At 60.3% G+C, this 26,974-nt stretch carries 27 protein-coding genes, 3 tRNA genes and 1 pseudogene; 12 read left to right on the top strand and 19 right to left on the bottom strand.

What is annotated here, in order from left to right:
- Positions 1-89: 89 nt before the first annotated feature.
- The 3 genes from BMZ23_RS08205 to BMZ23_RS08195 all read right to left on the bottom strand — a co-directional run bounded on the left by BMZ23_RS08205 (position 90) and on the right by BMZ23_RS08195 (position 413).
- Positions 90-174 (bottom strand) — tRNA-Leu (locus BMZ23_RS08205).
- A gap of 50 nt (positions 175-224) precedes the next feature.
- Positions 225-300, bottom strand: a tRNA-His gene (locus tag BMZ23_RS08200).
- 36 nt (positions 301-336) lie between these two features.
- A tRNA-Arg gene (locus tag BMZ23_RS08195) sits at positions 337-413 on the bottom strand.
- Between the two features lie 279 nt (positions 414-692).
- Here BMZ23_RS08195 and folD point away from each other — a divergent pair.
- Complete coding sequence (folD, locus tag BMZ23_RS08190; RefSeq protein WP_093475289.1) at positions 693-1,547, top strand: bifunctional methylenetetrahydrofolate dehydrogenase/methenyltetrahydrofolate cyclohydrolase FolD; 855 nt, start codon at positions 693-695, stop codon at positions 1,545-1,547.
- 160 nt (positions 1,548-1,707) lie between these two features.
- Here the strand turns inward: folD and BMZ23_RS08185 are convergent, their stop codons facing one another.
- Genes BMZ23_RS08185 through BMZ23_RS08160 form a run of 6 tightly spaced genes read right to left on the bottom strand, consistent with a single transcriptional unit; the run spans position 1,708 to position 9,177 of the window.
- Positions 1,708-2,493: an SDR family oxidoreductase gene (locus tag BMZ23_RS08185; RefSeq protein ID WP_093475286.1), complete on the bottom strand. Its 786-nt coding sequence runs from the start codon at positions 2,491-2,493 to the stop codon at positions 1,708-1,710.
- A gap of 52 nt (positions 2,494-2,545) precedes the next feature.
- Positions 2,546-3,730 carry a 2-methylaconitate cis-trans isomerase PrpF gene (gene prpF / locus BMZ23_RS08180; protein ID WP_093475283.1) on the bottom strand — a complete coding sequence of 395 codons (1,185 nt, stop codon included), beginning with the start codon at positions 3,728-3,730 and terminating at the stop codon, positions 2,546-2,548.
- Between the two features lie 49 nt (positions 3,731-3,779).
- On the bottom strand, positions 3,780-6,389 hold the full coding sequence (acnD, locus tag BMZ23_RS08175) for a Fe/S-dependent 2-methylisocitrate dehydratase AcnD (protein WP_093475279.1): 2,610 nt from the start codon (positions 6,387-6,389) through the stop codon (positions 3,780-3,782).
- Positions 6,390-7,547, bottom strand: a complete 1,158-nt coding sequence (gene prpC / locus BMZ23_RS08170; RefSeq protein WP_093475276.1) for a bifunctional 2-methylcitrate synthase/citrate synthase — start codon at positions 7,545-7,547, stop codon at positions 6,390-6,392. It abuts the gene before it with no gap.
- A 26-nt stretch (positions 7,548-7,573) separates the two neighbouring features.
- Positions 7,574-8,455: a methylisocitrate lyase gene (prpB, locus tag BMZ23_RS08165; protein WP_093475269.1), complete on the bottom strand. Its 882-nt coding sequence runs from the start codon at positions 8,453-8,455 to the stop codon at positions 7,574-7,576.
- Positions 8,452-9,177 carry a GntR family transcriptional regulator gene (locus BMZ23_RS08160; protein WP_093475265.1) on the bottom strand — a complete coding sequence of 242 codons (726 nt, stop codon included), beginning with the start codon at positions 9,175-9,177 and terminating at the stop codon, positions 8,452-8,454. The genes prpB and BMZ23_RS08160 overlap by 4 nt, the downstream gene beginning before the upstream one ends.
- A 220-nt stretch (positions 9,178-9,397) precedes the next feature.
- Between BMZ23_RS08160 and rloB the strand changes: the two genes are divergently transcribed.
- The 3 genes and pseudogenes from rloB to pabB all read left to right on the top strand — a co-directional run bounded on the left by rloB (position 9,398) and on the right by pabB (position 13,350).
- Positions 9,398-10,927 (top strand): osmotic stress tolerance membrane protein RloB, encoded by a 1,530-nt coding sequence (gene rloB / locus BMZ23_RS08155; RefSeq protein WP_093475262.1) that lies wholly within the window; start codon positions 9,398-9,400, stop codon positions 10,925-10,927.
- Positions 10,928-10,937: 10 nt separating this feature from the next.
- Positions 10,938-11,900: pseudogene (locus BMZ23_RS08150) on the top strand (alpha-L-glutamate ligase-like protein); the annotation flags it as partial.
- Between the two features lie 88 nt (positions 11,901-11,988).
- Complete coding sequence (gene pabB, locus BMZ23_RS08145; RefSeq protein ID WP_245748162.1) at positions 11,989-13,350, top strand: aminodeoxychorismate synthase component I; 1,362 nt, start codon at positions 11,989-11,991, stop codon at positions 13,348-13,350.
- A gap of 217 nt (positions 13,351-13,567) precedes the next feature.
- On the opposite strand, the gene BMZ23_RS08140 is transcribed toward pabB, so the two are convergent.
- On the bottom strand, positions 13,568-14,518 hold the full coding sequence (locus BMZ23_RS08140) for a sensor domain-containing diguanylate cyclase (RefSeq protein WP_093475253.1): 951 nt from the start codon (positions 14,516-14,518) through the stop codon (positions 13,568-13,570).
- 138 nt (positions 14,519-14,656) lie between these two features.
- On the opposite strand from BMZ23_RS08140, the gene BMZ23_RS08135 reads away from it, so the two are divergent.
- Both BMZ23_RS08135 and BMZ23_RS08130 read left to right on the top strand, forming a co-directional pair.
- Positions 14,657-15,106: a LexA family protein gene (locus tag BMZ23_RS08135; protein WP_093475250.1), complete on the top strand. Its 450-nt coding sequence runs from the start codon at positions 14,657-14,659 to the stop codon at positions 15,104-15,106.
- Entirely contained in the window at positions 15,103-16,374 is a 1,272-nt protein-coding gene (locus BMZ23_RS08130; protein ID WP_093475247.1) for a Y-family DNA polymerase, read from the top strand. Before BMZ23_RS08135 ends, BMZ23_RS08130 begins: the two co-directional genes overlap by 4 nt.
- Positions 16,375-16,383: 9 nt before the next feature.
- On the opposite strand, the gene queC is transcribed toward BMZ23_RS08130, so the two are convergent.
- From queC to BMZ23_RS08100, 6 genes are all read right to left on the bottom strand, one after another.
- Positions 16,384-17,061 carry a 7-cyano-7-deazaguanine synthase QueC gene (queC, locus tag BMZ23_RS08125; protein ID WP_093475244.1) on the bottom strand — a complete coding sequence of 226 codons (678 nt, stop codon included), beginning with the start codon at positions 17,059-17,061 and terminating at the stop codon, positions 16,384-16,386.
- A complete protein-coding gene (locus BMZ23_RS08120; protein WP_093475241.1) occupies positions 17,058-17,276 on the bottom strand; it encodes a hypothetical protein in 219 nt (72 codons plus the stop codon). The genes queC and BMZ23_RS08120 overlap by 4 nt, the downstream gene beginning before the upstream one ends.
- Before the next feature lie 136 nt (positions 17,277-17,412).
- Positions 17,413-17,907: a M48 metallopeptidase family protein gene (locus BMZ23_RS08115; protein ID WP_093475238.1), complete on the bottom strand. Its 495-nt coding sequence runs from the start codon at positions 17,905-17,907 to the stop codon at positions 17,413-17,415.
- 19 nt (positions 17,908-17,926) lie between these two features.
- Positions 17,927-20,050 carry a TonB-dependent receptor family protein gene (locus BMZ23_RS08110; protein ID WP_093475235.1) on the bottom strand — a complete coding sequence of 708 codons (2,124 nt, stop codon included), beginning with the start codon at positions 20,048-20,050 and terminating at the stop codon, positions 17,927-17,929.
- Positions 20,051-20,260: 210 nt separating this feature from the next.
- Positions 20,261-20,554 carry a type II toxin-antitoxin system RelE/ParE family toxin gene (locus BMZ23_RS08105; protein WP_093475232.1) on the bottom strand — a complete coding sequence of 98 codons (294 nt, stop codon included), beginning with the start codon at positions 20,552-20,554 and terminating at the stop codon, positions 20,261-20,263.
- A complete protein-coding gene (locus tag BMZ23_RS08100) occupies positions 20,542-20,814 on the bottom strand; it encodes a CopG family ribbon-helix-helix protein (RefSeq protein ID WP_093475229.1) in 273 nt (90 codons plus the stop codon). Before BMZ23_RS08100 ends, BMZ23_RS08105 begins: the two co-directional genes overlap by 13 nt.
- A 148-nt stretch (positions 20,815-20,962) precedes the next feature.
- Between BMZ23_RS08100 and BMZ23_RS08095 the strand changes: the two genes are divergently transcribed.
- From BMZ23_RS08095 to BMZ23_RS08070, 6 genes are all read left to right on the top strand, one after another.
- Positions 20,963-21,319, top strand: a complete 357-nt coding sequence (locus BMZ23_RS08095) for a type II toxin-antitoxin system RelE/ParE family toxin (RefSeq protein WP_342707831.1) — start codon at positions 20,963-20,965, stop codon at positions 21,317-21,319.
- 3 nt (positions 21,320-21,322) lie between these two features.
- A complete protein-coding gene (locus BMZ23_RS08090) occupies positions 21,323-21,625 on the top strand; it encodes an addiction module antidote protein (protein WP_093475223.1) in 303 nt (100 codons plus the stop codon).
- Between the two features lie 425 nt (positions 21,626-22,050).
- Positions 22,051-22,329, top strand: a complete 279-nt coding sequence (locus tag BMZ23_RS08085) for a helix-turn-helix domain-containing protein (RefSeq protein WP_093475533.1) — start codon at positions 22,051-22,053, stop codon at positions 22,327-22,329.
- Between the two features lie 24 nt (positions 22,330-22,353).
- Positions 22,354-23,655, top strand: a complete 1,302-nt coding sequence (locus BMZ23_RS08080) for a HipA domain-containing protein (RefSeq protein WP_093475220.1) — start codon at positions 22,354-22,356, stop codon at positions 23,653-23,655.
- 36 nt (positions 23,656-23,691) lie between these two features.
- Positions 23,692-24,123, top strand: coding sequence for a plasmid pRiA4b ORF-3 family protein (locus BMZ23_RS08075; protein ID WP_093475216.1), 432 nt, complete (start codon positions 23,692-23,694; stop codon positions 24,121-24,123).
- Positions 24,124-24,557: 434 nt separating this feature from the next.
- Entirely contained in the window at positions 24,558-25,967 is a 1,410-nt protein-coding gene (locus BMZ23_RS08070; RefSeq protein WP_093475213.1) for a tyrosine-type recombinase/integrase, read from the top strand.
- Here BMZ23_RS08070 and BMZ23_RS08065 read toward each other — a convergent pair.
- From BMZ23_RS08065 to BMZ23_RS08055, 3 genes are all read right to left on the bottom strand, one after another.
- Positions 25,961-26,254: a type II toxin-antitoxin system RelE/ParE family toxin gene (locus BMZ23_RS08065; RefSeq protein ID WP_010953434.1), complete on the bottom strand. Its 294-nt coding sequence runs from the start codon at positions 26,252-26,254 to the stop codon at positions 25,961-25,963. The genes BMZ23_RS08070 and BMZ23_RS08065 overlap by 7 nt on opposite strands.
- Complete coding sequence (locus tag BMZ23_RS08060) at positions 26,242-26,514, bottom strand: CopG family ribbon-helix-helix protein (RefSeq protein ID WP_017940300.1); 273 nt, start codon at positions 26,512-26,514, stop codon at positions 26,242-26,244. The genes BMZ23_RS08065 and BMZ23_RS08060 overlap by 13 nt, the downstream gene beginning before the upstream one ends.
- A gap of 126 nt (positions 26,515-26,640) precedes the next feature.
- On the bottom strand, positions 26,641-26,886 hold the full coding sequence (locus BMZ23_RS08055; protein WP_093475210.1) for a type II toxin-antitoxin system Phd/YefM family antitoxin: 246 nt from the start codon (positions 26,884-26,886) through the stop codon (positions 26,641-26,643).
- Positions 26,887-26,974: the final 88 nt, after the last annotated feature.

The raw sequence follows: 26,974 nt of genomic DNA, 5'->3' as shown, positions 1-26,974 counted from the left end.
CACGAAGCCACCTGACCTTCTTAATCAAAAGCCAGGGGCGCTGAAGTATCGGGAAGTTGATGCGGCCGTTACAGCCTTTTTTACTTGAATGGTGCGGACGGAGAGACTCGAACTCTCACACCTTGCGGCGCCAGAACCTAAATCTGGTGTGTCTACCAATTTCACCACGTCCGCGCATGCTGCAGAAACAAAAACGCCAGACCGGGGTCTGGCGTTTCAGAATATGGGGTGGACGATGGGAATCGAACCCACGACACCAGGAGCCACAATCCTGTGCTCTACCAACTGAGCTACGCCCACCATATTGTTACTTCACACTATCCAGCCAAGAGCCAGTGGCGCGCCCGGCAGGACTCGAACCTGCGACCATCCGCTTAGAAGGCGGATGCTCTATCCAGCTGAGCTACGGGCGCCTGTTCTGTTGGCACTATAAAGTACCTGAGAATGCCTGTCTGACAACCTGTTACAGCGCCTGACAGTCGGGCCTGGCCGCCTTCCAAACCGGCATCGCCTTGTTTGTGAAGCGGGGCGAATCATACTCAGCCACTTCAGATGCGTCAACGCCTGAATTTGCTTTTTTTCTTCTATCACAAGCTTTTAGCGAACAAGACTGCGACCAACTGCCACCGGGCTTTTGCGAAGCAGGCCGGCATGCGACAATCACGGCAATTTTTTGCTGTCTCAGGAAACCCATGAACGCTCGCATTATCGATGGCAAGCAGATTGCCGCCTCCCTGCGCAAGGAAATAGCCGCCCGTGTCGCCCAACGTGCCGAACAGGGTCTGCGCGTCCCCGGTCTGGCGGTGATTCTGGTCGGCAACGACCCCGCCTCGGAAGTCTACGTATCGCACAAACGCAAGGATTGCGAAGAGGTCGGCTTTGTCTCACGTGCCTATGACCTGCCGGCTGACACCAGCCAGCAGGCGCTGCTGAAGCTGATCGATCAGCTCAACGAGAATCCCGAGATCGACGGCATTCTGGTACAGCTGCCGCTGCCGGCGCATCTGGATGCCTCGCAACTGCTGGAGCGCATCCGCCCGGACAAGGACGTGGATGGATTCCATCCCTACAACATCGGTCGTCTGGCCCAGCGCATTCCGCTGCTGCGTCCCTGCACGCCACTCGGCATTACCCGTCTGCTGCACAGCACCGGCATTGACCTGCACGGTCTTGAGGCAACCATCGTCGGCGCCTCGAATATCGTTGGCCGACCGATGGCACTGGAGCTGCTGCTGGCCGGCTGCACCACCACCGTGACCCATCGTTTTACCCGCAATCTGGAAGAGCACGTACGCCGCGCTGACCTACTGGTGGTAGCTGTGGGCAAGCCGGGGCTGGTCAAGGGTGAATGGATCAAGCCCGGTGCCATCGTTATCGACGTCGGCATCAACCGCCAGGCCGATGGCCGCCTGTGTGGTGATGTGGAATACGCCGTGGCTGCCGAGCGCGCCGGCTGGATCACGCCGGTACCCGGTGGCGTCGGCCCGATGACCCGCGCCTGCCTGCTGGAAAACACCCTGCACGCCTGCGAAAAGCTGCACGGCTGACATTTCATCCACTCGTATCCGCTACTGGCTTGCTTGCCGGTAGCTGCTGCAGGACCGTCGATAGCCATGGATGGCTATCGCGAGCCCCCAGGGATGGGTTTACGGCGTGTCCGGCAGGAGGTGCCGGCAAGCAAGCCCATCCCCGGAAGAAAAAACTCCGCTACAGACTCCCCGTATTACCGCCATCCACTGGCACATTGATACCGGTCACATAGGCCGCCGCCGGCGATGCCAGAAAGCCCGCCACATTGGCAAACTCGGCCGGATCGGCAAAACGCCGCAGCGGAATCTGCGCCTGCATCGCCGCCTCCACCTGCTCCACCGTACGGCCATTCTGGCTGGCCATATGCGCCACCAGACTGTCCAGACGCGGCGTGCGGGTCAGCCCCGGCAGGATATTGTTGACCGTGATACCGTCCGGACCCAGCTCGCTGGCCAGGGTCTTGGCCCAATTGGCCACCGCAGCGCGGATGGTATTGGACACCCCAAGGTTGGCAATCGGCTGTTTCACCGAAGTCGACAGCACATTGAGAATGCGTCCATAACCGGCGCGGCGCATGCCAGGCAGCAGCAATTGCAGCAACGCCTGGGCATTCACCAGATGCTGGGTAAAGGCAGCAGCAAAGGCTTCGGGAGCTGCAGTGTTGGCCGGCCCGGGTGCCGGACCGCCGGTGTTGTTGATCCAGATATGCAGATCGCCATGCGCCAGTTCGGCGCCGACGCCTGCCAGCAACGCCTCGCGATCGTTAGCGTCCAGCGCCAGCAGTGCATGGCGGCGTCCGCCGCTGTTCGGCAGGCTGTCGACAATCGCCTGCAGCCGCTCGGCGGAACGCGCCAGCAGCAGCACCTCGGCGCCCTGCTCCGCCAACTGCCGGGCGCAAGCCTCACCAATCCCCTGACTGGCCCCGCAGACCAGAGCCCGCTTGCCGGTTAGATCCAGATTCATTGTTTGCCTCTTTATATAGCCAGTCTGCTGCAGCAGGCCTGCCACCAGTGATTCACTCGCTCGGCGGCACGCGCACCCAGCCTTCCATCAGAATCCGCGCACTGCGGCTCATGATCGCCCTGGTCACCTGCCACTGGCCGTCCTGCTGGCGCGCCTCGGCGCCAACCCGCAAGGTACCGGAGGGATGACCGAACACCACACTGCTGCGCTCCCCGCCACCGGCGGCGAGATTCACCAGGGTGCCGGGAATCGCCGCAGCGGTGCCAATGGCCACCGCGCAGGTGCCCATCATGGCATGGTGCAGCTTGCCCATCGACAGTGCACGCACCAGCAGGTCGGTATCAGCCGCCTGAATCTGCCGGCCACTGGATGCCTGATAGCCCTGCGGCGGCGCGACAAAGGCGATTTTCGGTGTGTGCTGGCGAGTCAGCGCCTCTGCCGGATCACTGATCAGCCCCATGCGCAGGGCGCCGGCCACCCGGATCGCCTCAAGCCGTGCCAAGGCGTCGGGGTCGTTGTTGATGTCCTCACGCAGTTCGGTGCCGCTGTAGCCGATATCCGCCGCATTGACGAACACCGTGGGAATGCCGGCACTGATCATGGTCGCCGACAGGCGGCCGATACCCGGCACCTCCAGCTGGTCAAGCAGATTGCCGGTGGGGAACATCGAGGCGCCCTCGCCGTCATCATCCGAGGGATCGACAAATTCCAGTACGATTTCTGCCGCCGGGAAGGTCACACCGTCCAGTTCGAAGTCACCGGTTTCCTGCACCTGACCATCCGTCACCGGCACGTGGGCGATGATGGTCTTGCCGATATTTGCCTGCCAGATACGCACTACACAGACGCCGTTGTCAGGGATACGCGTCGGATCAACCAGCCCGGCATGGATGGCAAAGGCTCCGGCGGCGGTCGACAGGTTGCCGCAGTTGCCGCTCCAGTCGACAAACGCCTTGTCGATCGACACCTGGCCATACAGGTAATCCACGTCATGCCCGTCGCGACGGCTTTTCGACAGGATCACGCACTTGCTGGTGCTGGAAGTAGCACCGCCCATGCCATCAATGTGCGCGGCATAGGGGTCAGGGCTGCCGATCACCCGCATAAACAGCGCATCACGCGCCGCTCCCGGCACCTGACAGGCCGGCGGCAGATCCTCAAGACGAAAAAACACGCCCTTGCTGGTACCGCCGCGCATATAGGTGGCGGGGATTCTGATTTGTGCTGGAAAGGCCATAACGTCAGGCTCCACAAAAAACACCGGGGCGCCAGGCCCCGGTGATGGTTCAGTTGGACGATGCCTGCAGGAAATCCTGGGCAAAGCGTTGCAGCACCCCGCCGGCTTCGTAGATCAGCACATCCTCGTCGCTGTCCAGGCGGCAGGTGACCGGGACTTCCAGGCGCTCGCCATTACGCCGGTTGACCACCAGGGTCAGTTGCGCGCGCGGTTGGCGCTCGCCGATCACGTCGTAGGTTTCCGTGCCGTCCAGCCCCAGGGTCAGGCGGGTGGTGCCAGGCAGGAACTCGACCGGCAGCACGCCCATGCCGACCAGATTGGTGCGGTGGATGCGCTCGAAGCCTTCAGCAACGATCACCTCGACGCCGGCCAGCCGCACGCCCTTGGCCGCCCAGTCCCGCGAGCTGCCCTGGCCGTAGTCGGCACCAGCAATGATGATCAGGTTCTGTCGGCGCTGCATGTAGGTTTCAATCGCCTCCCACATGCGCATCACCTGCCCCTCCGGCTCGACCCGCGCCAGCGAGCCCTTCTTCAGCTGCCCGTCGACCACCGCCATTTCATTGACCAGCTGCGGGTTGGCGAAGGTCGCGCGCTGTGCAGTCAGGTGGTCACCTCGGTGGGTGGCGTAGGAATTGAAGTCTTCCTCCGGCAGGCCCATCTTGTGCAGATACTCACCGGCGGCGCTGTCCAGCAGAATGGCATTCGACGGCGACAGGTGATCGGTGGTGATGTTGTCCGGCAGAATCGCCAGCGGACGCATGCCCTTGAGCGTGCGTTCACCGGCCAGCGCACCTTCCCAATAGGGCGGGCGACGGATATAGGTACTCATCGGACGCCAGTCATACAGCGGACTTTCGGCCTCAGGCACATTGCCCAGATCGAACATCGGAATATACACCTGACGGAACTGCTCGGGCTTGACCGCCGCCGCGACAATCGCATCGATCTCCTCGTCGCTCGGCCACAGGTCCTTGAGCGTCACCGGATTGCCGTTCTGGTCATGACCGAGCACGTCCTGCTCGATATCGAAACGCACGGTGCCGGCGATGGCATAGGCCACCACCAGCGGTGGCGAAGCCAGGAAGGCCTGCTTGGCGTAGGGGTGGATACGGCCATCGAAGTTGCGGTTACCACTCAGCACCGCGGTGGCATACAGGTCGCGCTCGATGATTTCCTGCTGGATCTGCGGGTCCAGCGCGCCGCTCATGCCGTTGCAGGTGGTGCAGGCATAGGCAACGATGCCAAAACCGAGTTGTTCCAGCTCACTGAGCAGCCCGGCCTCTTCCAAATAGAGCTTGGCGACCTTCGAGCCCGGCGCGAAGGAAGTCTTCACCCAGGGCTTGCGCAGCAAACCGAGCTGGTTGGCCTTCTTCGCCAACAGGCCGGCGGCGACCACGTTGCGCGGGTTGGAGGTGTTGGTGCAACTGGTAATCGCGGCAATGATCACCGCCCCGTCGGGCATCAGTCCCTCTGCCTCTTCCCGCTTGCCAGCCGCCAGCTTGGCCTCGTCAGCAATGCCGCGCTCATGCAGTGCCGAGGTCGGCAGACGCTTGTGCGGGTTGCTCGGCCCGGCCATATTGCGCACCACAGTGGACAGGTCAAAGCTCAGCACCCGCTCGTACTCGGCGCTGCGCAGCGCATCGCTCCAGAGTCCGAGGGTTTTCGCATACTGCTCGACCAGCGCCACCTGCTCCGGCTCGCGACCGGTGAGTTTCAGGTAGTCGATGGTCTGCTGGTCGATATGGAACATCGCCGCCGTGGCGCCGTATTCCGGGCACATGTTGGAGATGGTCGCGCGATCGCCAATCGACAGGCTGTCGGCGCCCTCGCCAAAAAACTCCAGCCAGGCACCAACCACCCGCTGGCTGCGCAGGAACTCGGTCAGCGCCAGCACAATATCGGTGGCAGTAATACCCGGCTGGCGCTTGCCGGTCAGCTCCACGCCGACGATATCCGGCAGACGCATCATCGAGGCGCGGCCGAGCATCACCGTCTCGGCTTCAAGTCCGCCGACACCGATGGCAATCACCCCCAGCGCATCCACATGCGGGGTGTGGCTGTCGGTGCCCACGCAGGTATCCGGGAAGGCCACACCACCCCGCGCCTGGATCACCGGGCTCATCTTCTCCAGATTGATCTGGTGCATGATGCCGTTGCCGGCCGGGATCACATCGACGTTCTTGAACGCGGTCTTGGTCCACTCGATAAAGTGGAAGCGGTCCTCGTTGCGGCGTTCCTCCACCGCACGGTTCTTGTCGAAGGCATCCGGATCAAAACCGGCGTATTCCACTGCCAGCGAATGGTCGACAATCAGCTGGGTCGGCACCACCGGGTTGACCTTGGCTGGATCCCCGCCCTGCTCGGCAATCGCATCGCGCAGGCCGGCCAGATCGACCAGCGCGGTCTGCCCGAGAATGTCATGGCAGACCACCCGCGCCGGGTACCAGGGGAAATCCAGATCGCGCTTGCGCTCGATCAGCTGGCGCAGCGAAGCGTCCAGACTGGCCGGATCACAGCGGCGCACCAGCTGCTCGGCCAGCACCCGCGAGACATAGGGCAGACGCGCCCAGGCACCGGGGACAATGGCATTTACCGCAGCGGGCGCGTCGAAGTAGTCGAGTGCGGTGCCGGCAAGCGGTTTACGGTATTGGCTATTCATTTACTTACGATCCTTCAGCGGGACGAACTGCAGATCTTCCGGGCCGACATAGTTGGCACTGGGGCGGATGATCTTGCCGTCGATGCGCTGCTCGATGACATGGCTGGACCAGCCCGAGGTGCGGGCAATCACAAACAGCGGGGTGAACATGGCGGTAGGCACGCCCATCATGTGGTAGCTGACTGCACTGAACCAGTCGAGATTGGGGAACATTTTCTTGATCTCCCACATGGTGCTTTCCAGCCGCTCGGCAATGTCATACATCTTCATGTTGCCCTGCTCGGCCGACAGCTCGCGGGCCACCTCCTTGATCACCTTGTTGCGCGGATCGGAGACGGTATAGACCGGGTGGCCGAAACCGATTACCACTTCCTTGCGCGCCACCCGCTCACGGATGTCCGCCTCGGCCTGATCAGCGTTGTCGTAGCGTTTCTGGATCTCGAAGGCCACCTCGTTGGCGCCGCCGTGCTTGGGTCCGCGCAGCGCACCGATGGAGCCGGCGATGCAGGAATAGATGTCCGAGCCGGTACCGGCAATCACCCGACCGGTAAAGGTCGAGGCGTTGAACTCATGCTCGGCATACAGGTTGAGGCTGGTGTGCATGGCGCGCACCCAGGACTCGCGCGGCTTCTCGCCGTGCAGCAGGTGCAGGAAATGCCCACCGATGGAATCGTCGTCGGTTTCCACATCAATGCGCCGGCCGTTGTGGCTGAAGTGGTACCAGTACAGCAGCATCGAGCCCAGGCTGGCCATCAGCTTGTCGGCAATATCGCGGGCGCCCGGATGGTTGTGGTCATCCTTCTCCGGCTGCAGGCAGCCGAGCACCGACACGCCGCTGCGCATCACATCCATCGGGTGCGCCGACGGCGGCAACTGTTCGAGTGCCGCCTTGACCCCGGCCGGCAGGCCACGCAGGGCCTTGAGTTTGGCCTTGTAACCGGCCAGTTCGGCGGCATTCGGCAGCTTGCCGTGCACCAGCAGGTGGGCGATTTCCTCGAACTCACAGCTGTTGGCGACATCCAGAATGTCGTAGCCACGGTAATGCAGGTCATTGCCGCTGCGCCCCACGGTACAAAGCGCGGTATTGCCGGCGGCGGTGCCGCTGAGGGCGACGGACTTCTTCGGCTTGAACGTCGGTGTCTGGTTATCGGTTCCCATGGCGTTCATCTCCTGTCAGGCAGTTGTTATTTCTTGGCGGCAAACAGCGCATCGAGCTTCTGCTCGAAGGCGTGATAGCCAATACGGTCATACAGCTCGGCGCGGGTCTGCATGCTGTCCAGCACATCCTTCTGGTGACCCTGGCTACGGATCGCGGTGTAGACGTTTTCCGCCGCCTTGTTGGCAGCGCGGAACGCCGACAGCGGATACAGCTGGATAGCCACGCCCACCGAGGCCAGCTCCTCGCGGGTAAACAACGGGGTCGCGCCAAATTCAGTGATATTCGCCAGCACCGGCACATTCAGTTCCGAGACAAAGCGCTGGTAGGTCGGCAGGTCGTAGGCCGCCTCGGCAAAGATGCCGTCGGCCCCAGCCTCGACATAGGCCTTGCAGCGTTCGATCGCGGCATCCACACCCTCGGCCTGGATCGCATCGGTCCGCGCAATCAGGAAAAAGTCCGGGTCGGTTTTGGCATCGGCGGCGGCCTTGACCCGGTCGACCATCTCGCCAGTCGAGACAATTTCCTTGCCAGGGCGGTGACCGCAGCGCTTGGCACCGACCTGATCCTCGATATGCGCCGCGGCGGCACCGGCCTTGATCAGGCTTTTCACCGTGCGTTCGATATTGAAGGCACTCGGGCCAAAGCCGGTGTCGATATCCACCAGCAGCGGCAGATCGCAAACATCGGTGATGCGCCGCACATCAATCAGCACATCCTCCAGGGTATTGATGCCCAGATCCGGCAGCCCCAGCGAGCCGGCAGCCACGCCACCTCCGGACAGATACAGGGCGCGGAAGCCGGCACGCTGGGCCAGCAGGGCATGGTTGGCATTGATCGCCCCGATCACCTGCAACGGGCTTTCTTCGGCAAGGGCCTGACGGAATCGTTGACCGGCTGTGCTGCTCATGGCGTGCTCCCTCCTGAGGATGCGGTGGCGTCGCGCTGTTCACGCATCTGACGCTCGATGTTGCGGCGCGAAACGCTGATATGTCGGCGCATCAGCATTTCCGCCAGTTCGCCATCACGGTCGGCGATGGCTTCGATGATTCGGTGGTGTTCGGCGAACGCCTGCTGCGGCCGCTTGGGGGTGGTGGAATAGCGGTAGCGGTACATGCGCACCAGGTGATACAGGTCACCACAGAGCATGTCGCTGAGGGTACGATTGCGGCTGCCCTGGATGATCCGGTAATGGATATCCAGATCGCCTTCCTGCTGGTAATAGGACTCGTTGGTTTTCAGCCCGCTGTGCTGCTCGTGCATCGCCAGCACCTCGCGCAGCCCGGCAATCTCGGCATCGGTCATGTTCTGTGCCGCCAGCCGGCAGGCCATGCCTTCCAGTGCCTCGCGCACATGGTACAGCTCGATCAGCTCCTCCTGACTCAGCGACGCCACACGCACCCCGGCATGTGGCGTGCGCACCACCAGCCGGCGCCCCTCCAGCCGGCGAATCGCCTCGCGCAGCGGCCCGCGACCAATACCGAAGGTGCTGCACAGGTACTGCTCGCTGATCCGCGTACCGGGCGCCAGCTCACCCTGCACTATCGCCTGCTGAATGCGTTCAAAGGCGCCATCGGCAAGGGTGGCAGTGGCAGGTGACGGGGGCTTTTCCTGTGGGGAATCGGCAGGCATTGTCTACAAAGACTCCATAAAGCCGGGAAAACATGCGGCAGACTATGGGGCCAACCCTACCGATTGTCAACAATGCACCAGCCACGACCTTGGTCTATGCTTTTTCTGTGCCGCCACTCGCGGGCTCTAGGTGGGCTTGGAGCGGCATGCTAATATGCGCGACGATTTGTCACCGGCACGCGGCCGGCAAACCGCTCTACCCTCACACATTGAGAGCAACATGCAATCGATCAATACGCACCTGAAAATCCTGATTGCCCTGCTGGTCAGTCTGGGCCTGCTGATCACCGGCTACCAGATCTACGTACTCGATATTCCGGTACGCGAAGACGAAACCGATGACATCTGGAGCCTGGATGCACGCTTCGAGTTCCAGGCCACCCAGGGGGTGCCGGTCAAGGCGCAGATGTTCATCCCGCCGCTGACCCAGGATTTCATCAGCCTCAATGAAAGCTTTATCTCCAACAATTACGGCGTCAGCATCAACCAGGTGCAGGGCAACCGCCGGGTGACCTGGTCGGCCCGCCGTGCCGGGGGCAAACAGGCGCTGTATTACCGGCTGGTACTGACCAAACGCTACAGCGACGCCCTGCAGAACCCGGAAGCCCCCGCGCTACGTCAGCCAATTCCGCTGGAAGGCCCGGAACAGGTAGCCGCCGAGGCGCTGATCAACCCGATACGCCAGCACTCGGCAGACATTGAAACCTTCATCAGCGAAACCATTCGCCGGGTCAACGACATCACCGACGACAACGTCAAGCTGCTGCTCGGCCGCAGCAGCACCGTGCTGGACAAGGCAAGGGTAATCGACATCCTGCTGTCCAACGCACGCATCCCGCTGGAACTGGTTCACACCGTGCGCCTTGAGGCCTCCACCGGCCAGGAGCCTGAACTCTGGTTGCGCAGCCACAATGGCGAGCGATGGCTGTACTTCCACCCGGAAACCGGCCAACAGGGCATGCCCGACAACCGTCTGGTCTGGTGGACCGGCAACCAGCCGCTGTTCAGCATCGAGGGTGGCCGCCAGCCACGCGTCAGCTTCACCATCAACAACAGTGAAATGAATGCCCTGCGGCTGGCCCGCATGACCAGTGACAACCGCGCCTCGGCACTGCTGGAATACTCGCTGTATGGCCTGCCGCTGCATGCCCAGCAGGTTTATCAGGTGATGATCATGATCCCGGTGGGCGTACTGGTGATCCTGGTTCTGCGCAACCTGGTTGGCATCCAGACCCTCGGCACCTTCACCCCGGTGCTGATTGCCCTGGCCTTCCGTGAAACCCAGGTCGGCTGGGGTATCGTGCTGTTCACCCTGATCACCGCCCTCGGCCTGTCGCTACGCTCCTACCTTGAGCACCTTAAATTGCAGATGCTGCCTCGCTTGTCGATCGTGCTGACCTTTGTGGTAGTGATCATCGCGGTGATCACCCTGTTCAGCCACAAGCTGGGGCTGGAACGCGCGCTGTCGGTATCGCTGTTCCCGATGGTGATCCTGACCATGACTATCGAGCGCCTGTCGATCACCTGGGAAGAGCGCGGCGGCGGCCACTCGTTCAAGGTTGCACTCGGCACTCTGATCGCCGCCACCCTGTCGCATATGCTGATGAGTATTCCGGAGCTGACCTACTTCGTCTTCACTTTCCCGGCGATCCTGCTGGTACTGGTTGGCTTCATGTTGGCGATGGGACGTTACCGCGGTTACCGACTGACCGAACTGATGCGCTTCAAGGCGCTGTTGCAGAAGGACTGAGGAAACCACCATGTTCTTCTGGCAAACCTGGAAAGCACTCAAGGCCAAGGGCGTCATGGGCATCAACCGGCGTAATGCCGACTACGTGCTCAAGTACAACCAGCGCCACCTGTATCCGGTGGTCGATGACAAGATCCTCACCAAGGAACGCGCCATCGCCGCCGGCATCCATGTACCCGAGCTGTACGGTATTATCGAAACGGAAAAGGACATTGACCGCTTCGATGCGATTGTCGCCAACCACCAGGACTTCGTGATCAAGCCGGCGCAGGGCGCTGGCGGTGACGGCATCATCGTCATCGCCGACCGTTTCGAGGGCATGTTCAAGACCGTCTCCGGCAAGATCATCAGCCGCGACGAAATCGGCCACCATATCTCCAGCATCCTCTCCGGGCTGTACTCGCTGGGCGGCCACCGCGACCGCGTGATCATCGAATACCGGGTCAAGCCCGACCCGATCTTCAAAAGCATCAGCTACGAGGGCGTGCCGGATATTCGCATCATCATCCTGATGGGCTACCCGGTGATGGCCATGGTGCGCCTGCCGACCCGCCAGTCCGGCGGCAAGGCCAACCTGCACCAGGGTGCCATCGGCGTCGGCGTCGATCTGGCCACCGGCCTGACCCTCAAAGGCACCTGGCTGAACAAGAAAATCAGCAAGCACCCGGACACCACCAACCCGGTAGACGGCGTGCAGATGCCCGACTGGAACGGCTTTATGAACCTGGCTGCCTCCTGTTACGAGCTGTCCGGCCTCGGCTATGTCGGTGTCGATCTGGTGCTTGATCAAGAGCTGGGGCCATTGATTCTTGAGCTCAACGCACGTCCCGGCCTGAACATCCAGATCGCCAACGACGCCGGCCTGACCACCCGTCTGCATGCGGTGGAGCGTCATCTGGCCGCGCTGAAGAAGACCGGCCGTGAAGCTGAGACTCCGGAACAGCGTGTTGTCTGGACACAAAAACACTTTGGTCAACAGCCCACCTTGCTGAACGCAGAGGAAGCTGAAGCCCAGGCCAAACAACCGGATGGCAGCACGGACGCCGCTGCGGACGGCGCGGGTGACTGAACCCGCTGTGTCTGCGCCCTGCTACCGGCTGCACCCCCTGCCCTACCAGGCAGATGCCAGCCAGTGGCTGTTGCAACTGCGACATCTGCCCCAGCCGCTGCTGCTGGACTCCGCCGCCGGCAACCTGGCACAGGCACGCTACAGTCTGGTCAGCGCCGCCCCGTTGCGGGTGCTGGATGCCAGCGACAACAGCCATCCCGGCGACTGGTTCGACCGCCTGCGCAGCGCCCTTGCCGAACTCGGACCGGCACGCTGGCCGGACCAGCCACTGCCCTTTGGTGCCGGTCTGATCGGTTTCCTCTCCTACGACTTTGGTCGCCTGCTGGAAAGCCTGCCCAGCCGGGCCCGCGCCGACATCCAGCTGCCACTGGCGCGCTTTGGCCTGTATGCCTGGGTGCTGCTCAGCGATCACCAGCTGCAGCGTAGCTGGCTGGTCAGCCACCCGCGCTGTAGCCAGGACGTGCTGAAACAGGTACAGCAGGCCCTGCAACAGCCAGCCGAAGCACCCGCCCGGTTCAGCCTGGCTGGCAGTTTTATTGCCGAACAAAGTCGCGCCGACTACCAGCAGTCTTTCCAGCGCATCCAACAGTACATCCAGGCCGGCGACTGCTACCAGATCAACCTGACCCAGCGTTTCAGTGCCAACTGCGGCGGCGACTCACTGGACGCCTGGCTGCGCCTGCGCCAGGCCTGCCCGACGCCCTTCGCGGCCTGCTTCAGTTACCCCGAAGCGAGCATCCTGAGCCTGTCGCCGGAGCGCTTCCTGCACCTGCACAACGGCCTGGTGGAAACCCGCCCGATCAAGGGAACCCGCCCGCGTGGCAGCACCGCGCAGCAGGATCAGGCACTCGCCGAGGAACTGCGCCAGTGCAGCAAGGACCGCGCAGAAAACCTGATGATCGTCGACCTGCTGCGCAATGACCTGGGACGCAGCTGCCAGCCCGGCAGCGTGCAGGTGCCGGAACTGTTCGCCATCGAGCACTACCCCAATGTGCACCATCTGGTCAGCAGCGTCACCGGCACACTGGCCTCCGGACAGGATGCCTTCGACCTGCTGGCCGGCGCATTTCCCGGCGGCTCGATCACCGGCGCCCCGAAAATCCGCGCCATGCAGATTATCGAGGAACTCGAACCGGTGCGCCGCAGCCTGTACTGCGGCAGCCTCGGCTACATCGGCTGCGAAGGCCAGATGGACATGAACATCACCATCCGCACACTGATCCGCCAGCAAGAACGCATCCACGTCTGGGGCGGCGGCGGCATAGTTGCCGACTCGGATGCCGACGCCGAGTACCAGGAAAGCCTGACCAAGGTGCAGGTGCTGATGCAGGCGCTGGAAAACCACGATCACTAGCCCGCCCCTGCAACAGTTTTATCATCAAAGCGTAACCGGACTGCCCCGCAGCCGTGGAACACTCGTTGCAACGCCGGCAACCTCAGCCAGCGACCGCCCATTCACCGGGATAACGAGGCAAGCATGAACCTCAGCGTATTCGGCAGTGGTTACGTTGGCCTGACCCAGGCCGCCGCTGCCCTCTCCGGGTTGCCAGCCTCAGTCAAAGCGCCTGAGCTCAGGCGCAGACTAGCGAACCGCCGCCTGCGTCCTTGACCTGGTACAGAGCATCATCGGCCAGCCGCAACAGGGTCTGGCGATCCGGACAGTCAATCGCCCTCCCCGGCACCCGCGATACCAGACCGACGCTGGCACCGACCTGCGATCCATCCGTTGACATCAGGGCCAGCGCCGCCACCCCGTCGATAACTGCCTGGGCGACCTGCAGGGCCCCTTCGGTATCGGTATCACGCAGCACCAACACAAATTCATCGCCGCCGTAACGCGCCGCCAGATCGGTATCGCGTCGCGCACAACGCTGCAACACCGCGGCGACCCGCACCAGAGCACGGTCACCATCCAGGTGCCCATGACCGTCGTTAAAAGGTTTGAAACTGTCCAGATCGACCATTAACAAACTCAACGGACTGCCTGCCCGCTTGCCTCGCCGCCAGGCCTTGGTCAGGTAGTCATCAAAGCTGCGCCGGTTGGCCAATCCGGTCAAAGGGTCATGCTGTGCCGAGTGCTCAACCGCCTGCTCGATCAGCTTGCGCTGGGTGATGTTCTGATGGCTTATGGCAAAGCAGGGCTTGCCTGGATGCTGCACCGGCACCACGCGCAGGATGAACCAGCGCTGCTCACCCGGACTGTGGCAGGGATACTCATGATGGAAATGTTCGAGCCGGCCAGTCAACACTGCCTCCAACCCGCTGGCCACCGCCAGCGCATCGGCATCCCCATGTTCGGTCGCTGCCTGGCAGACAGCCAGATAGTTGTGGCCGAGCCAGTCGAAATCCGCAGGCAGACCGTTGCACTGGGCGAACAGCTGCCAACTGCGGTTGACGAAAATTATCCGCCCCTCGTCATCGATCAGCGCAAACTGCTCCTCCAGCGAATCGAGCACGGCCCGGTAGAAATGGTTGTCCAAGTGCGCCTCTGGCAGCACATCCTCGAGCAGTTCAGCATCCATCAAGGTCTCCACCTGCCATTACCGGCCATCCACCCGCGCGACGGCCTGATCGAAGAAGCATAGCAGCTTGCAGAAAAGCAGTTGAGCTATTAGCTCGCGCATATTACTGTATATGCAATCAGCATTAGCAGGTTCAGTATGCCCAACGTCGCCGCCATCGCCCCGCTCGCTCCCTCCGACCAGCCGATCCGCTGGTTCGATACCTGCGTGCCGGCCGGCTTTCCCAGTCCGGCGCTGGATCATATGGAGCAGCGCATCTCGCTGGACGAGTTGCTCGGCATACAGGCGCCACACACCTATCTGGTGCGCGTCAGTGGCGACAGTATGAGCGGCATTGGCCTGTACGACGGTGACGTGCTGGTGGTGAACCGGGCGCTCAAGGCCGGGCATGGCGACATAGTGGTGGCCTGCGTGAATGGCGAGGTGTTCGTCAAGCGCCTGCAGAAGCGCCAGGCCCGGATAGTGCTGGTCTCGGAGAACCCGCGCTATGCCCCGCGCTACATCATGGAAGGTGACGAGCTGCTGATCTGGGGTGTGGTGCGCAACAGCATCCGCTGGTATGCCAGCAGTGACCGGAGCCAGGCATGAACCGCAGCTTTGCGCTGATCGACTGCAACAGCTTCTATGCCAGCTGTGAGCGGGTGTTTCGCCCGGATCTGGCGCGCACCCCGATTGTGGTGCTGAGCAACAACGACGGCTGTGTGATCGCCCGCAGCCGCGAGGCCAAACCCCATGTCCCCATGGGCGAACCCTGGTTCAAGATCCGCGACAGCCTGAAGCGCCACGGCATCGTCGCCTTCAGCAGCAACTATGCGCTGTATGGCGACATGAGCGAGCGGGTAATGAGCATCCTTGAGCAGCACCTGCCGCGTGTCGAGGTGTATTCGATCGACGAGGCCTTCGCTGAGCTGACCGGCCTGCCGGAGCCACTGGACTCACTCGGCCATGCGCTGCGCGCCGATGTCCTGCAAAAAACCGGCATTCCGGTGGGTATCGGCATCGGCACCAGCAAGACCCTGGCCAAACTGGCCAACAACGCCGCCAAGCGCTGGCAGAGCCAGACCGGTGGTGTGGTTGATATCCGCGATCCCGAGCGGCGTGACAAGCTGTTGCGAGCCATGCCGGTGGCCGAGGTGTGGGGCGTCGGCCGACGCCTGAATGAACAACTGCAGGCCATGCACATTCGCAGCGCCTGGGATCTGGCCCAGGCCAATCCGGCCCTGCTGCGCAAACGCTTCAGCCTGGTACTGGAGAAAACCTCCCGCGAACTGCGCGGTATCAGCTGCCTTGACCTGCAACCGGAGACACCACCACGCCAGGCAATCTGCTGCAGCCGCAGTTTTGGCAGCCGGGTTAGCGAACTGGCGCAGCTGCAGCAGGCGGTAGCCAGCTTCGCCAGCCGCGCCGCGGAAAAACTGCGCAGCCAGCAGTCGCTTTGCCGCCTGCTGCAGGTCGGCATCCGCACCGGCATGTTCAACCCGCAGGAAACCCGCAGCGCCCGCAGCCTGGTCTGCCAGCTACCCTGCCCGACCGACGACACCCGGGTACTGGTGGCGGCCGCCACCGAAGGGTTGCGGCAGATTTATCGCCCCGGACTGGCCTATGCCAAGGCCAGCATACTGCTGCTCGACCTGTGCCAGCGCAACCAGTACACCCCGGACCTGTTCGCGCCCTCGCAACCGGCCAGCAGCGAACGCCTGATGCAGACCATGGACCGCATCAACCAGCGCTGGGGCAAAGGCTGTATCCGCCCCGCACGGGTCCCGGCCACGGCCAGCTGGCACATGCAGCGCCAGCTGCTGAGCCCGGCCTACAGCACACGGATTGATCAACTGATGGTGGTAAAGGCTGGATAGCGGCAGGCGCTACAACAGCGGATCAGTCAGCCCCAGCGCCTCGAACCCCCGGGCGCGCAGCAGGCAGGAATCACAGCGGGCACAGGGCCGGCCATCGGCGCCCGGATCATAGCAACTGCTGGTCTGGGCAAAATCCACACCCAGCTCCAGGCCGCGACAGATAATCTGCGCCTTGCTCATCTGCATCAGCGGCGCATGAATACGCAGATTCTGCCGACCCTCGACACCCGCCCGGGTAGCCAGATTGCCGAGGGTTTCAAAGGTCGCAATGTATTCCGGCCGGCAATCCGGGTAACCGCTGTAATCCAGCGCATTCACCCCGATAAAGATATCCTCGGCCCCCAGCACCTCGGCCCAGCCCAGCGCAAAACTGAGAAAGATGGTATTGCGCGCCGGCACATAGGTGACCGGAATGTCCGTGCCCATGCCATCGGCACTGTCATGTTTGGGCACCTGGATATCGGCGGTCAGCGCCGAACCACCAATCAGTCGCAGGTCGAAGTCGACAATGATGTGCTCGGCCACACCGCGCTGCCGGGCAAAGGCCGAAGCCCGATCCAGCTCGACCGAGTGCCGCTGCCCATAGCGAAAACTCATCGCATGCACATCAAAGCCCTCGGCCTGGGCGATGGCCAACGTGGTGGTCGAATCCAGCCCGCCGCTGAGCAGGCAAACGGCTTTTTTCATGGCAAGGCCTCTCCGACTTGTTTTGGCAGAATCCCCGAATCAGGCTGCGCCTCGTTCAGCCACAGACACACGCCTGCCGCTACAGCCTTTACCCAGTCGCACTCATGGGCATCCTCGAACAACAGCCGGTCGTGCTGGCCGGCAATCCACGGCAAACTGGCGCCATGCATGATGGCGCGCTGCGAAAGGTCATCGTTCAGGTGTTCGGGCGTCACAAACCAGGCCTCAATAACTGAAAATGGCGGGATGATTGAAGGATGTCCGGGTTCTACCCTATTTCCAGTACTGCTGTAAAACTGCAACCGGCTAACCGGAACAGCTGTCAGCGCCTATCGGGCTGGATGGGCCAGATCACAGGCCCCCTGCCGTCAAAAACAAACGCAAATCCAGCTCCAGCTGGTGATAGTCCGGCTCCATGTGCTGGCACAGCTGATAGAAGGCCCTGTTGTGCTCCTTCTCGCGCAGGTGCGCCAGCTCATGCACCACGACCATACGCAGCAGCGGTTCGGGCAAGCGTTTGAACAGGGCAGAGACCTTGATTTCGTTCTTGCGCTTGAGCTTGCTGCCTTGCACACGGCTGACAAACTGGTGCTGACCCAGGGCGTTGTCGATAACGTGCATGCGCGTATCAAAGTACACCTTGCTGAGCGGATCGCTGCTGCGCATGAACCTTTGCTTGAGGCGCTGGGTATAGTCGTACAGGGCCGCGTCAGTCTGAATCAAATGCCGGGGCTGTGGCGGATAGCGCTGCTCCAGCCAGAGGCCAAGCTGATTGGTGTCGATCAGCCTCTGCACCTGACTTTGCAGATCCGCGCTGTAACCGCTGAGGTATTTGAGTACGCTCACTGAAACCGTCAACCCGCCGTTACAGCCAGCTCCAGGAAAAGCCCGTGTATACGCCAAAGCCTTCACCGGGCGTCAAGCGCGGCGCTTCTAGGCCGTTATCGTTGAACCCGGGGGTCACTGTTGCGGCGTAGCGCTCATCGGTGAGGTTGCGTAGCTCCAGCCACGCCTGCCAATCCTGCTTCGGCGCGTCATAACCGAGAATCGCGCCAAAGGTGGTGTAAGCGTCGGCATTCCAGGAGTTGGCGTAATCAACTGGCACCTTTGACGCATGTTGGGTGCTCAACCCAAGATAAACGCCTGCCGGGTGCTGATAACGCAGCTCGCCCTGATAGTAATGGCGCGGCAAACCGGGCAACGCATTGCTGCCAAAGGCGTCGTCATCACGGTAATGGAAATCGCTGAACGTATAGGCCTGGCGCAGCGTCAGCGCACCCAGTTTGTCACCCTGCCAGAGGGTGCTGGTGAGCCCGGCCTCGATACCCTGATGCACGGTGGCACTGGCGTTGGACTCGGCAAAGATAGCCGGCTCGATCTCGATGGTCAGCAGCTCGTGGTTGACCCGTGAGTAGTACCACGCCAGATCCCACTGCCCCAGCACAGAATCGCCCCGCGCACCCAGTTCAAGGGTGGTGGCGGTCTGGTTGTCCAGACTGACCGGCGTGCTTTGACGGTTGCTCCAGGGCTGATTGCTGACCGGGAAGCGCGTCGGCGAACCCCAGATCATCGACCACGGGTGCGGCGGCTCAACCGAGCGCGACAGGTTGCCGTAGAGCTCGGTGCCGGACTCCAGCCGGTAACGCAGGCCCAGCCGCGGCGCGTAATCCCAGGTGCCTTCGCTGAGCTTCTGATTGGTCTCAGGTCGGGTGACCTCGACCTCACGCTGGGTGTAGATCAGCGCCAGTCCGCTGGTCAGCCACAGCCTGGGGGCCAGCTGCAGTTCGTTGCCCAGATGCAGCACGTTATCCGAACCCTGATGACTGTACTCGCGCGTCACTGTGCCGACCGGATAGAGGGTGCCGCTGGCATTCAGCGGCTGGTAGGCGGACTCCTGCGAATCACTGCTCGGCAGGTTGGCGGTAATGCGCCAGCCAATCACGGTGTTCGAATTCAGCCCAAACAGCGTGTGCTCGCGCCGGTAATTCAGGGTTGCGCTGATGTCGCTGTAATCCACCCGAATGCGATACGGGCTTTCCATCAGGTCCATCGGGTAGTGGTGATAGACCAGCCCCAACTCCAGCGAACTGACGTCATCCAGCCGCAGTGTGGTCTTGTTGGCCAGCCAGGTGCTGCCCGGCTGCTCGCGCCGGGCATTGCGTGCAACATTCCCGGCATTGGCCTGGGTCGGATCGTCGTCGATCTGCGACTGGGTCAGGCGGCCCGGCGTCTTGTGTTCGGTTTCGCGGTAACGCAGGAAGAAACGGGTCTCCAGGTCCGCTGTCAGCTGCAGGCCTAGATTGGCAACCACGCCCTTGGCACTGCCGGCGGCGTGATCCTGCTGACCGTCGTAGTGCAGGTCGGTGATGCCAACGTAATAATCCAGATCACCGACAACCTGGCCGGAAGCCAGATGGCGCTTCAGATAACCATCACTGCCGGCCTCCATGCGCACCTGCAAACGCGGCGCATCAAACCCGCTGCGGGTGATGTAATCCACCGCCCCACCCAGCGCCAGTGCGCCGCGCGCAAAGCCGTTGGCACCCCGCAGCACCTCGACACGACTGAGCCACAGCGGCTCCAGCAACTCATAGGGGGTACCGCCCGAGCCTGTCAGCGGCAAGCCATCAAGCAGGATATGATTGCCCGACGCATGCGCCCCGGGGCCACGATTGATACCCGAGCCACGGATACTGATCTTGACGCCTTCGTTACCCGGCGACTGGGCATACACACCCGGCTGAAAGGCCAGCACATCGGCCACACCGGCCACCCGCCCCTGCTCGACCTGCCGCATATCCACCACATTGGTGCCACCCGGCACCTCGCTCAGCGCTGCACGCGCGCTTGCAACCGCATCATATTTCTCGCCCGAGACGGTAATGGAGTCCAGTTGAGCCGCATCCTCTGCGTGCAATGCCGCAGACGCCAACAGGCAGGCCAGGAACAACGGCGCAATGCGGCCAGGCGGGGTAACCAGGTGGGACATGCGAGGACTCCAGCAACAATTGAACAAGGCGCCGGCATGGGCGTGCGGCGAACAGAACTCGCGGCATTTTACTGGTTTAGCCACGGCAAAGCGCGCCCAAAAAACACATCCGCCGGAATGCCAAGTCGATCCGAGAGCTCACGGATGTGGCGCACAGTCAGCTGGCGTTTACCTGCCAGCAGCTTATCCAAAGCCTCAACCAGCCTGGACTCAGTAACCAGCTTCTTTTTGATGACGAAAGGCCAACAAGTAGGCCGTGTCATTCGAGCGTTCATATCGGTAAAGCGCGACATACCCTGAGTCACCAAACTCAATGATGAGTTCTCTCAGCTCCGGCAAATCTGGGAATGGACGCCCTATTTCCGGGCTTTCTTCCAAACAGGCGAATTGGCGTTTGATTGCCTGCGCAGCACGCCGTGCCACCTGCGGATCTTTATCGGCAAGGAATCGCCGGCACCGCTCCAAACCTTTAGCTGCGCCCTCAGTGACAATCAGTCGTGGCACTTGGGAAGCTCTCCCTGCCCATCAGTTCCCCAGCTATCAAGCCAGGTACGCGCCTCTTCGCCAGTCAAATGCCTGCCGGTTTCCTGATAAGCAGACCAGGATGCAAGTGCTTCCTGCTTAAAGCTTTCACGCGCCTCTTCACGCTCGACATACTGAATGATTGCTTCTCGCATAATCCAGTGAGACGAACGCTGACGCTGGTCAGCCAGCTGCTGGATTCGGCCTTTAAGCTCGTCATCAATCTTGATGGAGGTAGCCATTATTCACCCCAATTATCTAAAGGTAATACCTTTAGATACCCTAGCAGCCAGATGTAAAACTGTCCAATATTGAAATAGCCTGCCGCACGCGGCCACCAGCCAGCCTGACCATGGCCATTGACAGCCAGTAACAGAAGCGAACGGGCGCTTGCTCGATTGTATTCGAAAGAATACAATTCATGCACGCAACAAGCAAGGACTGCCAGTGCATATAGAAATCAAACGCCTGCCAGAATTTGACAAATGGCTGAGCAACCTGAAAGACCAGACAGTCAAGGCACGATTGATAGTTCGCCTGAAAAAGGCAGCCTTGGGCAACCTGGGAGACGTCAAACCAGTAGGTGAAGGCGTCAGTGAAATGCGCGAGCACTTCGGTACAGGCTGGCGAATGTACTTTATACAGCGAGGCGAACACCTGATTGTCATGCTGGGCGGTGGCGGCAAGTCCAGACAGAGCCGCGATATAAACAAAGCCATCGCACTGTCCAAAAAACTGGAGGACTGAACCATGCCAAAAATTGCAGAACTGGCCACCTTCGATGCTGCCGACTACCTCGACAGCGAAGAAGCCATTGCCGCCTACCTGAACGCCATCCTCGAAGAGAATGATGACGCTTTGCTGGCCAGCGCCGTGGGCGACATCGCCAAAGCACGCGGCATGACACAGATAGCCAAGGATGCCGGCATTGGCCGTGAATCGCTTTACAAGGCCCTGCGCAACGGCGCAAGCCCACGCTTTGACACCATTAGCCGCGTACTTGGCGCACTGGGCGTCAAACTGGTGGTCGTTCCCAAGGATGCCGCAGTTTGACCCAGCAACCGCTCCCGGTGTCAGGATAGTTGGCGCAGTAGCTCAAGCTACGAGTTTTTCTGTGCTGCAGACACCGCATGGTGCAGAGCATCAGCCTCCGAGGTAACTGCCAGTACAACACGCCTGTTCCGAAACCTGAAAACTGAGTGAGTGCCGGCAACGGGCTATCAGCGTCTGGCTTTAATCCGTGTCCGGAATCAGTTGACCACTACATGCACTATCTGCTGCGCCACAAACCACCGATCCACGCTGAACAGCGGAAAGTGGATTTTCTTATGCGCCCAACTGAATTGATAGAAATCCTCAAGATCGTGAGGTTTTTGATACAATCGATGGTCCACCATCATTAATCCTCACGATCATGAGGATTTATGGCTAGAATAAACTTGCGGCAACATAATCCGCTCGTTCATGAGGATTTAGGCATGCAGTTTCAGATCGACACACCGGAAAAAATTGGCATGGTAATTCGCTCAAGCCGCAAGGCCATGGACATGCGCCAGGACGATGCCGCGGGCAGCATCGGCGTGTCCGAGAACTTCCTCGGCAAAGTGGAGCGTGGCGGCGAGTCTGTTCACTGGGGAAAGCTTTTCCAGGTCATGCGGGAGCTGGGACTTCAAGTCTACGTTGATGTTCCGGATGAGGTCGCGGAACAAACTCGACAGAATCTGGAAAGGCTTCTCGAAAAATCTGAACAACAGTAATCTGCCCAGAGATAGAAAACTGCAATGGATCGCCAATTAAACGTCTGGATCAACCACACACTGATCGGCACCTTATCCGAACAGAACGGGCTTTGGAGCTTCGCCTACACCCAGCAATGGCTAAGCCAACCGGGTGCCTACCCTCTTTGCCCTAACCTGCCCCTGCAGAATGAGCCGCACATGGATGGCGCCTCGTTGCGTCCAGTACAGTGGTACTTCGACAACCTGCTGCCTGAGGAAGGCCAGCGACAGTTGATCGCTCGAGCTGCGCATACATCTGTAGCCGACGCCTTTGGCTTGCTTACCCAATTCGGAGCTGAATCGGCGGGCTCTATCACCCTCCTTCCACCAGAGCAGCAACCCACACCAGGTGAACTTCGGGCACTACCTGATGAAGTACTTTCGCAACGCATTCGCGATATGCCACGCGTATCTTTAGCCGAGCAAGCTGCCAAGCGCATGTCGCTGGCAGGCGCTCAGCACAAGATGGCCATCATCTTAGACGGAGAGCGACTGCTAGAGCCCACCGGCAACATGCCCTCGACCCATATCCTTAAGCCTGACCACCCAGACTTGACCTACGCACATTCGGTGATTAACGAGTGGTTTGTCATGACTCTGGCAAAAAGAATGGGCCTTCAAGTTCCAGAAGTCACTCGCAGGTATATTCCACAACCGGTCTACCTCATCTCCCGTTTCGATAGGCGGCAAACACCAAGAGGCTGGGAGCGTCTGCATTGCATTGATGCCTGCCAATTGCTTGGACTCGACCGAGCCTACAAGTACGATCAAGGCAGCGTGCAGCGCCTGCTGGATATCAGCAAGATGTGCAACATTCCGGCAAAAGCTCGCCTCGAGCTATTCCGCTGGCTAGTGTTCAACATCTTGGTGGGCAACGGCGACGCCCACCTGAAAAACCTCAGCTTCTTGGTCACGGCCAAGGGAGTAAACCTTTCCCCCTTTTACGACCTGCTGAGTACCGCGGTGTATACCACTCGTGCGTTTGACCAGAATGGCTGGCCAGAACAGGTCAGAATGGCCTGGCCAGTAGGAGAAGAGGACCGGATTACGCACCTCAATCGCAAAAATCTCATTGCCGCTGCCGAGGCCATGGGTATAAAAGCCAGCGCAGCACTGGCATCAATCGACAAAATGACATCGGGGATCCAGGCCACTGCGAATCAGTTGCTTGAACAAGTCGTCCGCGACAATCAGGAACTGGCGCAGAAGCAGCCAAATCTCCAAGCAACTCTTGCAGGTGAAACGCGTTGCCTGAGAACTATCGTCAGCATCGTGATTGCCGAAATGTGCAAACAGCTTTCCTGATATCCAGACGACAACTGCCGAGTAGCATTTCCTCGCATGGCTATTGCAGCTATCGGCGGCAATGCAACTTACAACTCAGACACAAGATCGCTGTCGCAGAGCCTTGCTGTCAATGGCCAAGCGAGATTTGTTAGCGAACTGACAAAAGCGTTCAAGCATGTTGATCGTGTGCGCTACACCTATGACTTTGGCGACAGCTGGCAACACGTGATTGCACTGGAAGCACAGGAGCCGGGCAATGCTTCCGGCACCTGGTGCGAGGTACTGGATGGTGCTGGTGCGTGTCCACCGGAGGATGTGGGTGGCGTGCCGGGGTATCTGGACTTTCTGCAGGTGATTGCCCAGCCGGACAGTGAAGAAGGCCAGGAGGCGCTGGCTTGGGCCGGCGGTCACTTTGATCCAGCGCAGTTTGACTGCAGAGCCGCGACCGCTGCAGCGCAGCGTATCTGCAATAATCTTTGGGGTTGAAACAAGCGAGGGATCGAATAACGGCTGCACCTCTGAATCAGGCAAAGGCCAGACGGACTCTGGCTATTCACCTGTACCACGAGCATGAGACCTTAAGCTCAGTTTTTATTACCAGAAAGCCATTCCCTTCAAACCACCCAAAACCATCACCCATAAAAAAATCCAGCCACCACAAAGTGACTGGATTTTCTGGAGTTATTTGGTCGGGACGGAGTGATTCGAACACTCGACCCCTTGCACCCCATGCGCTTATTTGGTGGATTTCCATAGATCCTACCAAACACTATTGGACAGGCTTAAACCTAGTAAATACGGGGCTTGCAGGCTAATATTGCATCCGGCAGCGTCCAATACCGTCCACCACCAGCTATGCAATTCGGTGGCACAAAAGTGGCACAAAATTCGGGCGCAAGGAATTGTACTAGGGGTAGAGAGTGTCCAAGGTAACGATTAAGCAATTAGAGGCACTGACAGCCCAAGATGACGGCAAGGTCTTCCGTGAGGATGGAGGATTGGTTGCCGAGGTGCGCGCCGGGGTTCGCGGAATCACAGTTCAGTTCAGCTATGAATTCAAGCTGGATGGAGCGCGAACCAGGAAGCGCTTGGGTAGCTGGCCGAAGAAAAGCTTGGCGCAAATTCGGTCTGAGCGCGACGAGGCCCGGGTACTCGTCACCAAAGGCCTGCACCCTACCCTTGCCGCCAAAGCTGCACGGATCGAAGCACAAGCGGCAATCGCCACCACTATTGCTGAAGCAGAGCGTGAAGCCGCAGAAAACAAGACAGTGGCCGATCTGTTTGATGAGTGGATACGCGACGGTGTCTCCCGCCAGGACGGCAATGCCGAACTGATCCGCAGCTTCAAGAAGGACGTCCTGCCACTGATTGGCAAGAAGCCGCTGCGCAACCTTACTGAAAAGGATCTCCTCGCTGTCCTGCGCTCAGTCAAATCTCGCGGCCTAAATCGCACCGTCGTCATCCGCAGCAAGGACATCGGCCAGATGCTGCGCTGGGCCGAGAAACGCAAACCATGGCGTGGCCTGATGGCTGACGGCAATCCAGCCGACCTGATAGACGTGAATAAGTTGCTCGACCATGACTACGAAGAGCAGCGGGATCGACTGCTCTCGCCTGACGAGATTCGAGAACTGCGTGACATCCTCGAACGCCTGGAGAAAGACTACGAAGAGCTTCCTGCTGGACAGAAGTATTCAGGCATTCGCCCGGTCAACACGCGAGTCCAGTGCGCTCTGTGGATCTGCCTGAGCACTCTCTGCCGAATCGGCGAGCTGCTTAAGGCAGAATGGCGCTACGTGGATCTGGAGAAAGGCACCTGGTTCATTCCGGCAGAAGCCACCAAGGGCCACAAAGGCAAGCGCCAGGATCACCACGTGTTCCTGTCAGCGTTTTCCATTGCTCAGTTCAAACGCCTTCAGAAAGAAACCGGCGATACGCCGTTCTGCTTCCCCAGCAAGGATGGTAAAAGCCACGTTGATACCAAGACTGTCAGCAAGCTCATCGGAGACCGCCAGTGTCGATTCAAAAACCGCAGCAAGCCACTGGCCGGCCGGCATCATGACGATTCACTTGTGCTGAGCAAGGGAACCAGGGGGGAATGGACCCCGCATGACCTGCGTCGCACGGGCGCGACGATGATGCAGGAGCTGGGTGTGACACTGGAAATCATCGACCGCTGCCAGAACCATCTGCTGGGCGGCTCGAAGGTACGTCGACATTACCTGCACCACGATTACGCCAAGGAAAAAACCGAAGCCTGGAGCTTGTTGGGCGAAAAGTTAGAGTCGATTCTTGCCGGGACTCCGGTACCTGCTATCCAGCCTCAGTAGCCAGCTTCTTTTTGATGGCGAAAGGCCAAGACATAGGCGGTGTCATCTGCGCGCTCATAGCGGTACAACGCGACGTAACCTGAGTCACCAAACTCAATGATGAGCTCACGCAGCTCTGGCAGATCTGGAAATGGACGCCCTACTTCCGGACTTTCCTCCAATCGAGCGAATTGGCGCTCGATTGCCTGTGCAGCACGGCGCGCAACCTGCGGATCTTTATCGGAGAGAAATCGCCGGCAACGCTCCAGGCCCTTCGCCGCGCCTTCCGTGACGATCAGTCGTGGCACTTGGGCAACTCTGCCTCAGCATCTGTACCCCAACTACCAAGCCAGGTGCGAGCCTCCTGGCCGGTCAAGTGCTGGCCGGTTTCCTGGTATGCAGCCCAAGATGCCAGCGCTTCTTGTTTGAAGCTCTCACGGGCCTCCTCACGCTCTACGTACTGGGTGATCGCCTCACGCATGATCCAGTGAGATGAGCGCTGCCGCAAACCAGCCAAATGCTGAATGCGACCTTTCAGATCGTCGTCAATTTTGATGGAAGTGGCCATGGTCAGCCCTCCGTTATCTAAAGGTATTACCTTTGAATATCGTAGCAGAGAAAAAACTGTGCTGCGCATTCAGACGCCGATGGGCATAACACTGGATGGCTCAATCCAAACCCGAGCATCTGCTGCTTACAGGTCTTCCAAGGAAACCTGGATGGATTTTTCAGCTGCCCGAGCCTTCGCTAATGAAGCCAGCTCGAAATCGTCCAGGCGCTCGAGTATTTGTTCGTACAGCGTCGCTGGGACCAGATATGCCATAACGCGATCCTGTTCGAGCAAGGCTACAGGGGCACCTGCGGCTTCAGCCAATATGCGGGATGGGTTTTTCTTCAGCTCAGAAATGCTGACTGCTGCCTCAGAGAAGATGTTTTGCATAGAAAACCTCTTTGACCACCCTATTGCCCAGGGGTTGCAGGACGAATCTGGATGAAAGATCCCTACCCCGGATTAGCTTGAAGTCCAC

Origin of the sequence: Halopseudomonas yangmingensis (assembly GCF_900114825.1) — a bacterium.
GTDB classification, from domain to species: domain Bacteria; phylum Pseudomonadota; class Gammaproteobacteria; order Pseudomonadales; family Pseudomonadaceae; genus Halopseudomonas; species Halopseudomonas yangmingensis.
This window is presented reverse-complemented; position numbering and strand designations above follow the sequence as displayed.

What these genes read in the sequence shown, in the direction of transcription:
- BMZ23_RS08080 (WP_093475220.1), top strand. Translation starts at nt 22,354, where the DNA reads ATGGATCGCCAATTAAACGTCTGGATCAACCACACACTGATCGGCACC.
- BMZ23_RS08185 (WP_093475286.1), bottom strand. Translation starts at nt 2,493, where the DNA reads ATGAATCTGGATCTAACCGGCAAGCGGGCTCTGGTCTGCGGGGCCAGT.
- BMZ23_RS08100 (WP_093475229.1), bottom strand. Translation starts at nt 20,814, where the DNA reads ATGGCTACCTCCATCAAGATTGATGACGAGCTTAAAGGCCGAATCCAG.
- folD (WP_093475289.1), top strand. Translation starts at nt 693, where the DNA reads ATGAACGCTCGCATTATCGATGGCAAGCAGATTGCCGCCTCCCTGCGC.
- BMZ23_RS08055 (WP_093475210.1), bottom strand. Translation starts at nt 26,886, where the DNA reads ATGCAAAACATCTTCTCTGAGGCAGCAGTCAGCATTTCTGAGCTGAAG.
- queC (WP_093475244.1), bottom strand. Translation starts at nt 17,061, where the DNA reads ATGAAAAAAGCCGTTTGCCTGCTCAGCGGCGGGCTGGATTCGACCACC.
- prpB (WP_093475269.1), bottom strand. Translation starts at nt 8,455, where the DNA reads ATGAGCAGCACAGCCGGTCAACGATTCCGTCAGGCCCTTGCCGAAGAA.
- prpC (WP_093475276.1), bottom strand. Translation starts at nt 7,547, where the DNA reads ATGGGAACCGATAACCAGACACCGACGTTCAAGCCGAAGAAGTCCGTC.
- BMZ23_RS08085 (WP_093475533.1), top strand. Translation starts at nt 22,051, where the DNA reads ATGCAGTTTCAGATCGACACACCGGAAAAAATTGGCATGGTAATTCGC.
- BMZ23_RS08140 (WP_093475253.1), bottom strand. Translation starts at nt 14,518, where the DNA reads ATGGATGCTGAACTGCTCGAGGATGTGCTGCCAGAGGCGCACTTGGAC.
- BMZ23_RS08090 (WP_093475223.1), top strand. Translation starts at nt 21,323, where the DNA reads ATGCCAAAAATTGCAGAACTGGCCACCTTCGATGCTGCCGACTACCTC.
- rloB (WP_093475262.1), top strand. Translation starts at nt 9,398, where the DNA reads ATGCAATCGATCAATACGCACCTGAAAATCCTGATTGCCCTGCTGGTC.
- BMZ23_RS08160 (WP_093475265.1), bottom strand. Translation starts at nt 9,177, where the DNA reads ATGCCTGCCGATTCCCCACAGGAAAAGCCCCCGTCACCTGCCACTGCC.
- BMZ23_RS08110 (WP_093475235.1), bottom strand. Translation starts at nt 20,050, where the DNA reads ATGTCCCACCTGGTTACCCCGCCTGGCCGCATTGCGCCGTTGTTCCTG.
- BMZ23_RS08060 (WP_017940300.1), bottom strand. Translation starts at nt 26,514, where the DNA reads ATGGCCACTTCCATCAAAATTGACGACGATCTGAAAGGTCGCATTCAG.
- BMZ23_RS08135 (WP_093475250.1), top strand. Translation starts at nt 14,657, where the DNA reads ATGCCCAACGTCGCCGCCATCGCCCCGCTCGCTCCCTCCGACCAGCCG.
- BMZ23_RS08075 (WP_093475216.1), top strand. Translation starts at nt 23,692, where the DNA reads ATGGCTATTGCAGCTATCGGCGGCAATGCAACTTACAACTCAGACACA.
- acnD (WP_093475279.1), bottom strand. Translation starts at nt 6,389, where the DNA reads ATGAATAGCCAATACCGTAAACCGCTTGCCGGCACCGCACTCGACTAC.
- BMZ23_RS08130 (WP_093475247.1), top strand. Translation starts at nt 15,103, where the DNA reads ATGAACCGCAGCTTTGCGCTGATCGACTGCAACAGCTTCTATGCCAGC.
- prpF (WP_093475283.1), bottom strand. Translation starts at nt 3,730, where the DNA reads ATGGCCTTTCCAGCACAAATCAGAATCCCCGCCACCTATATGCGCGGC.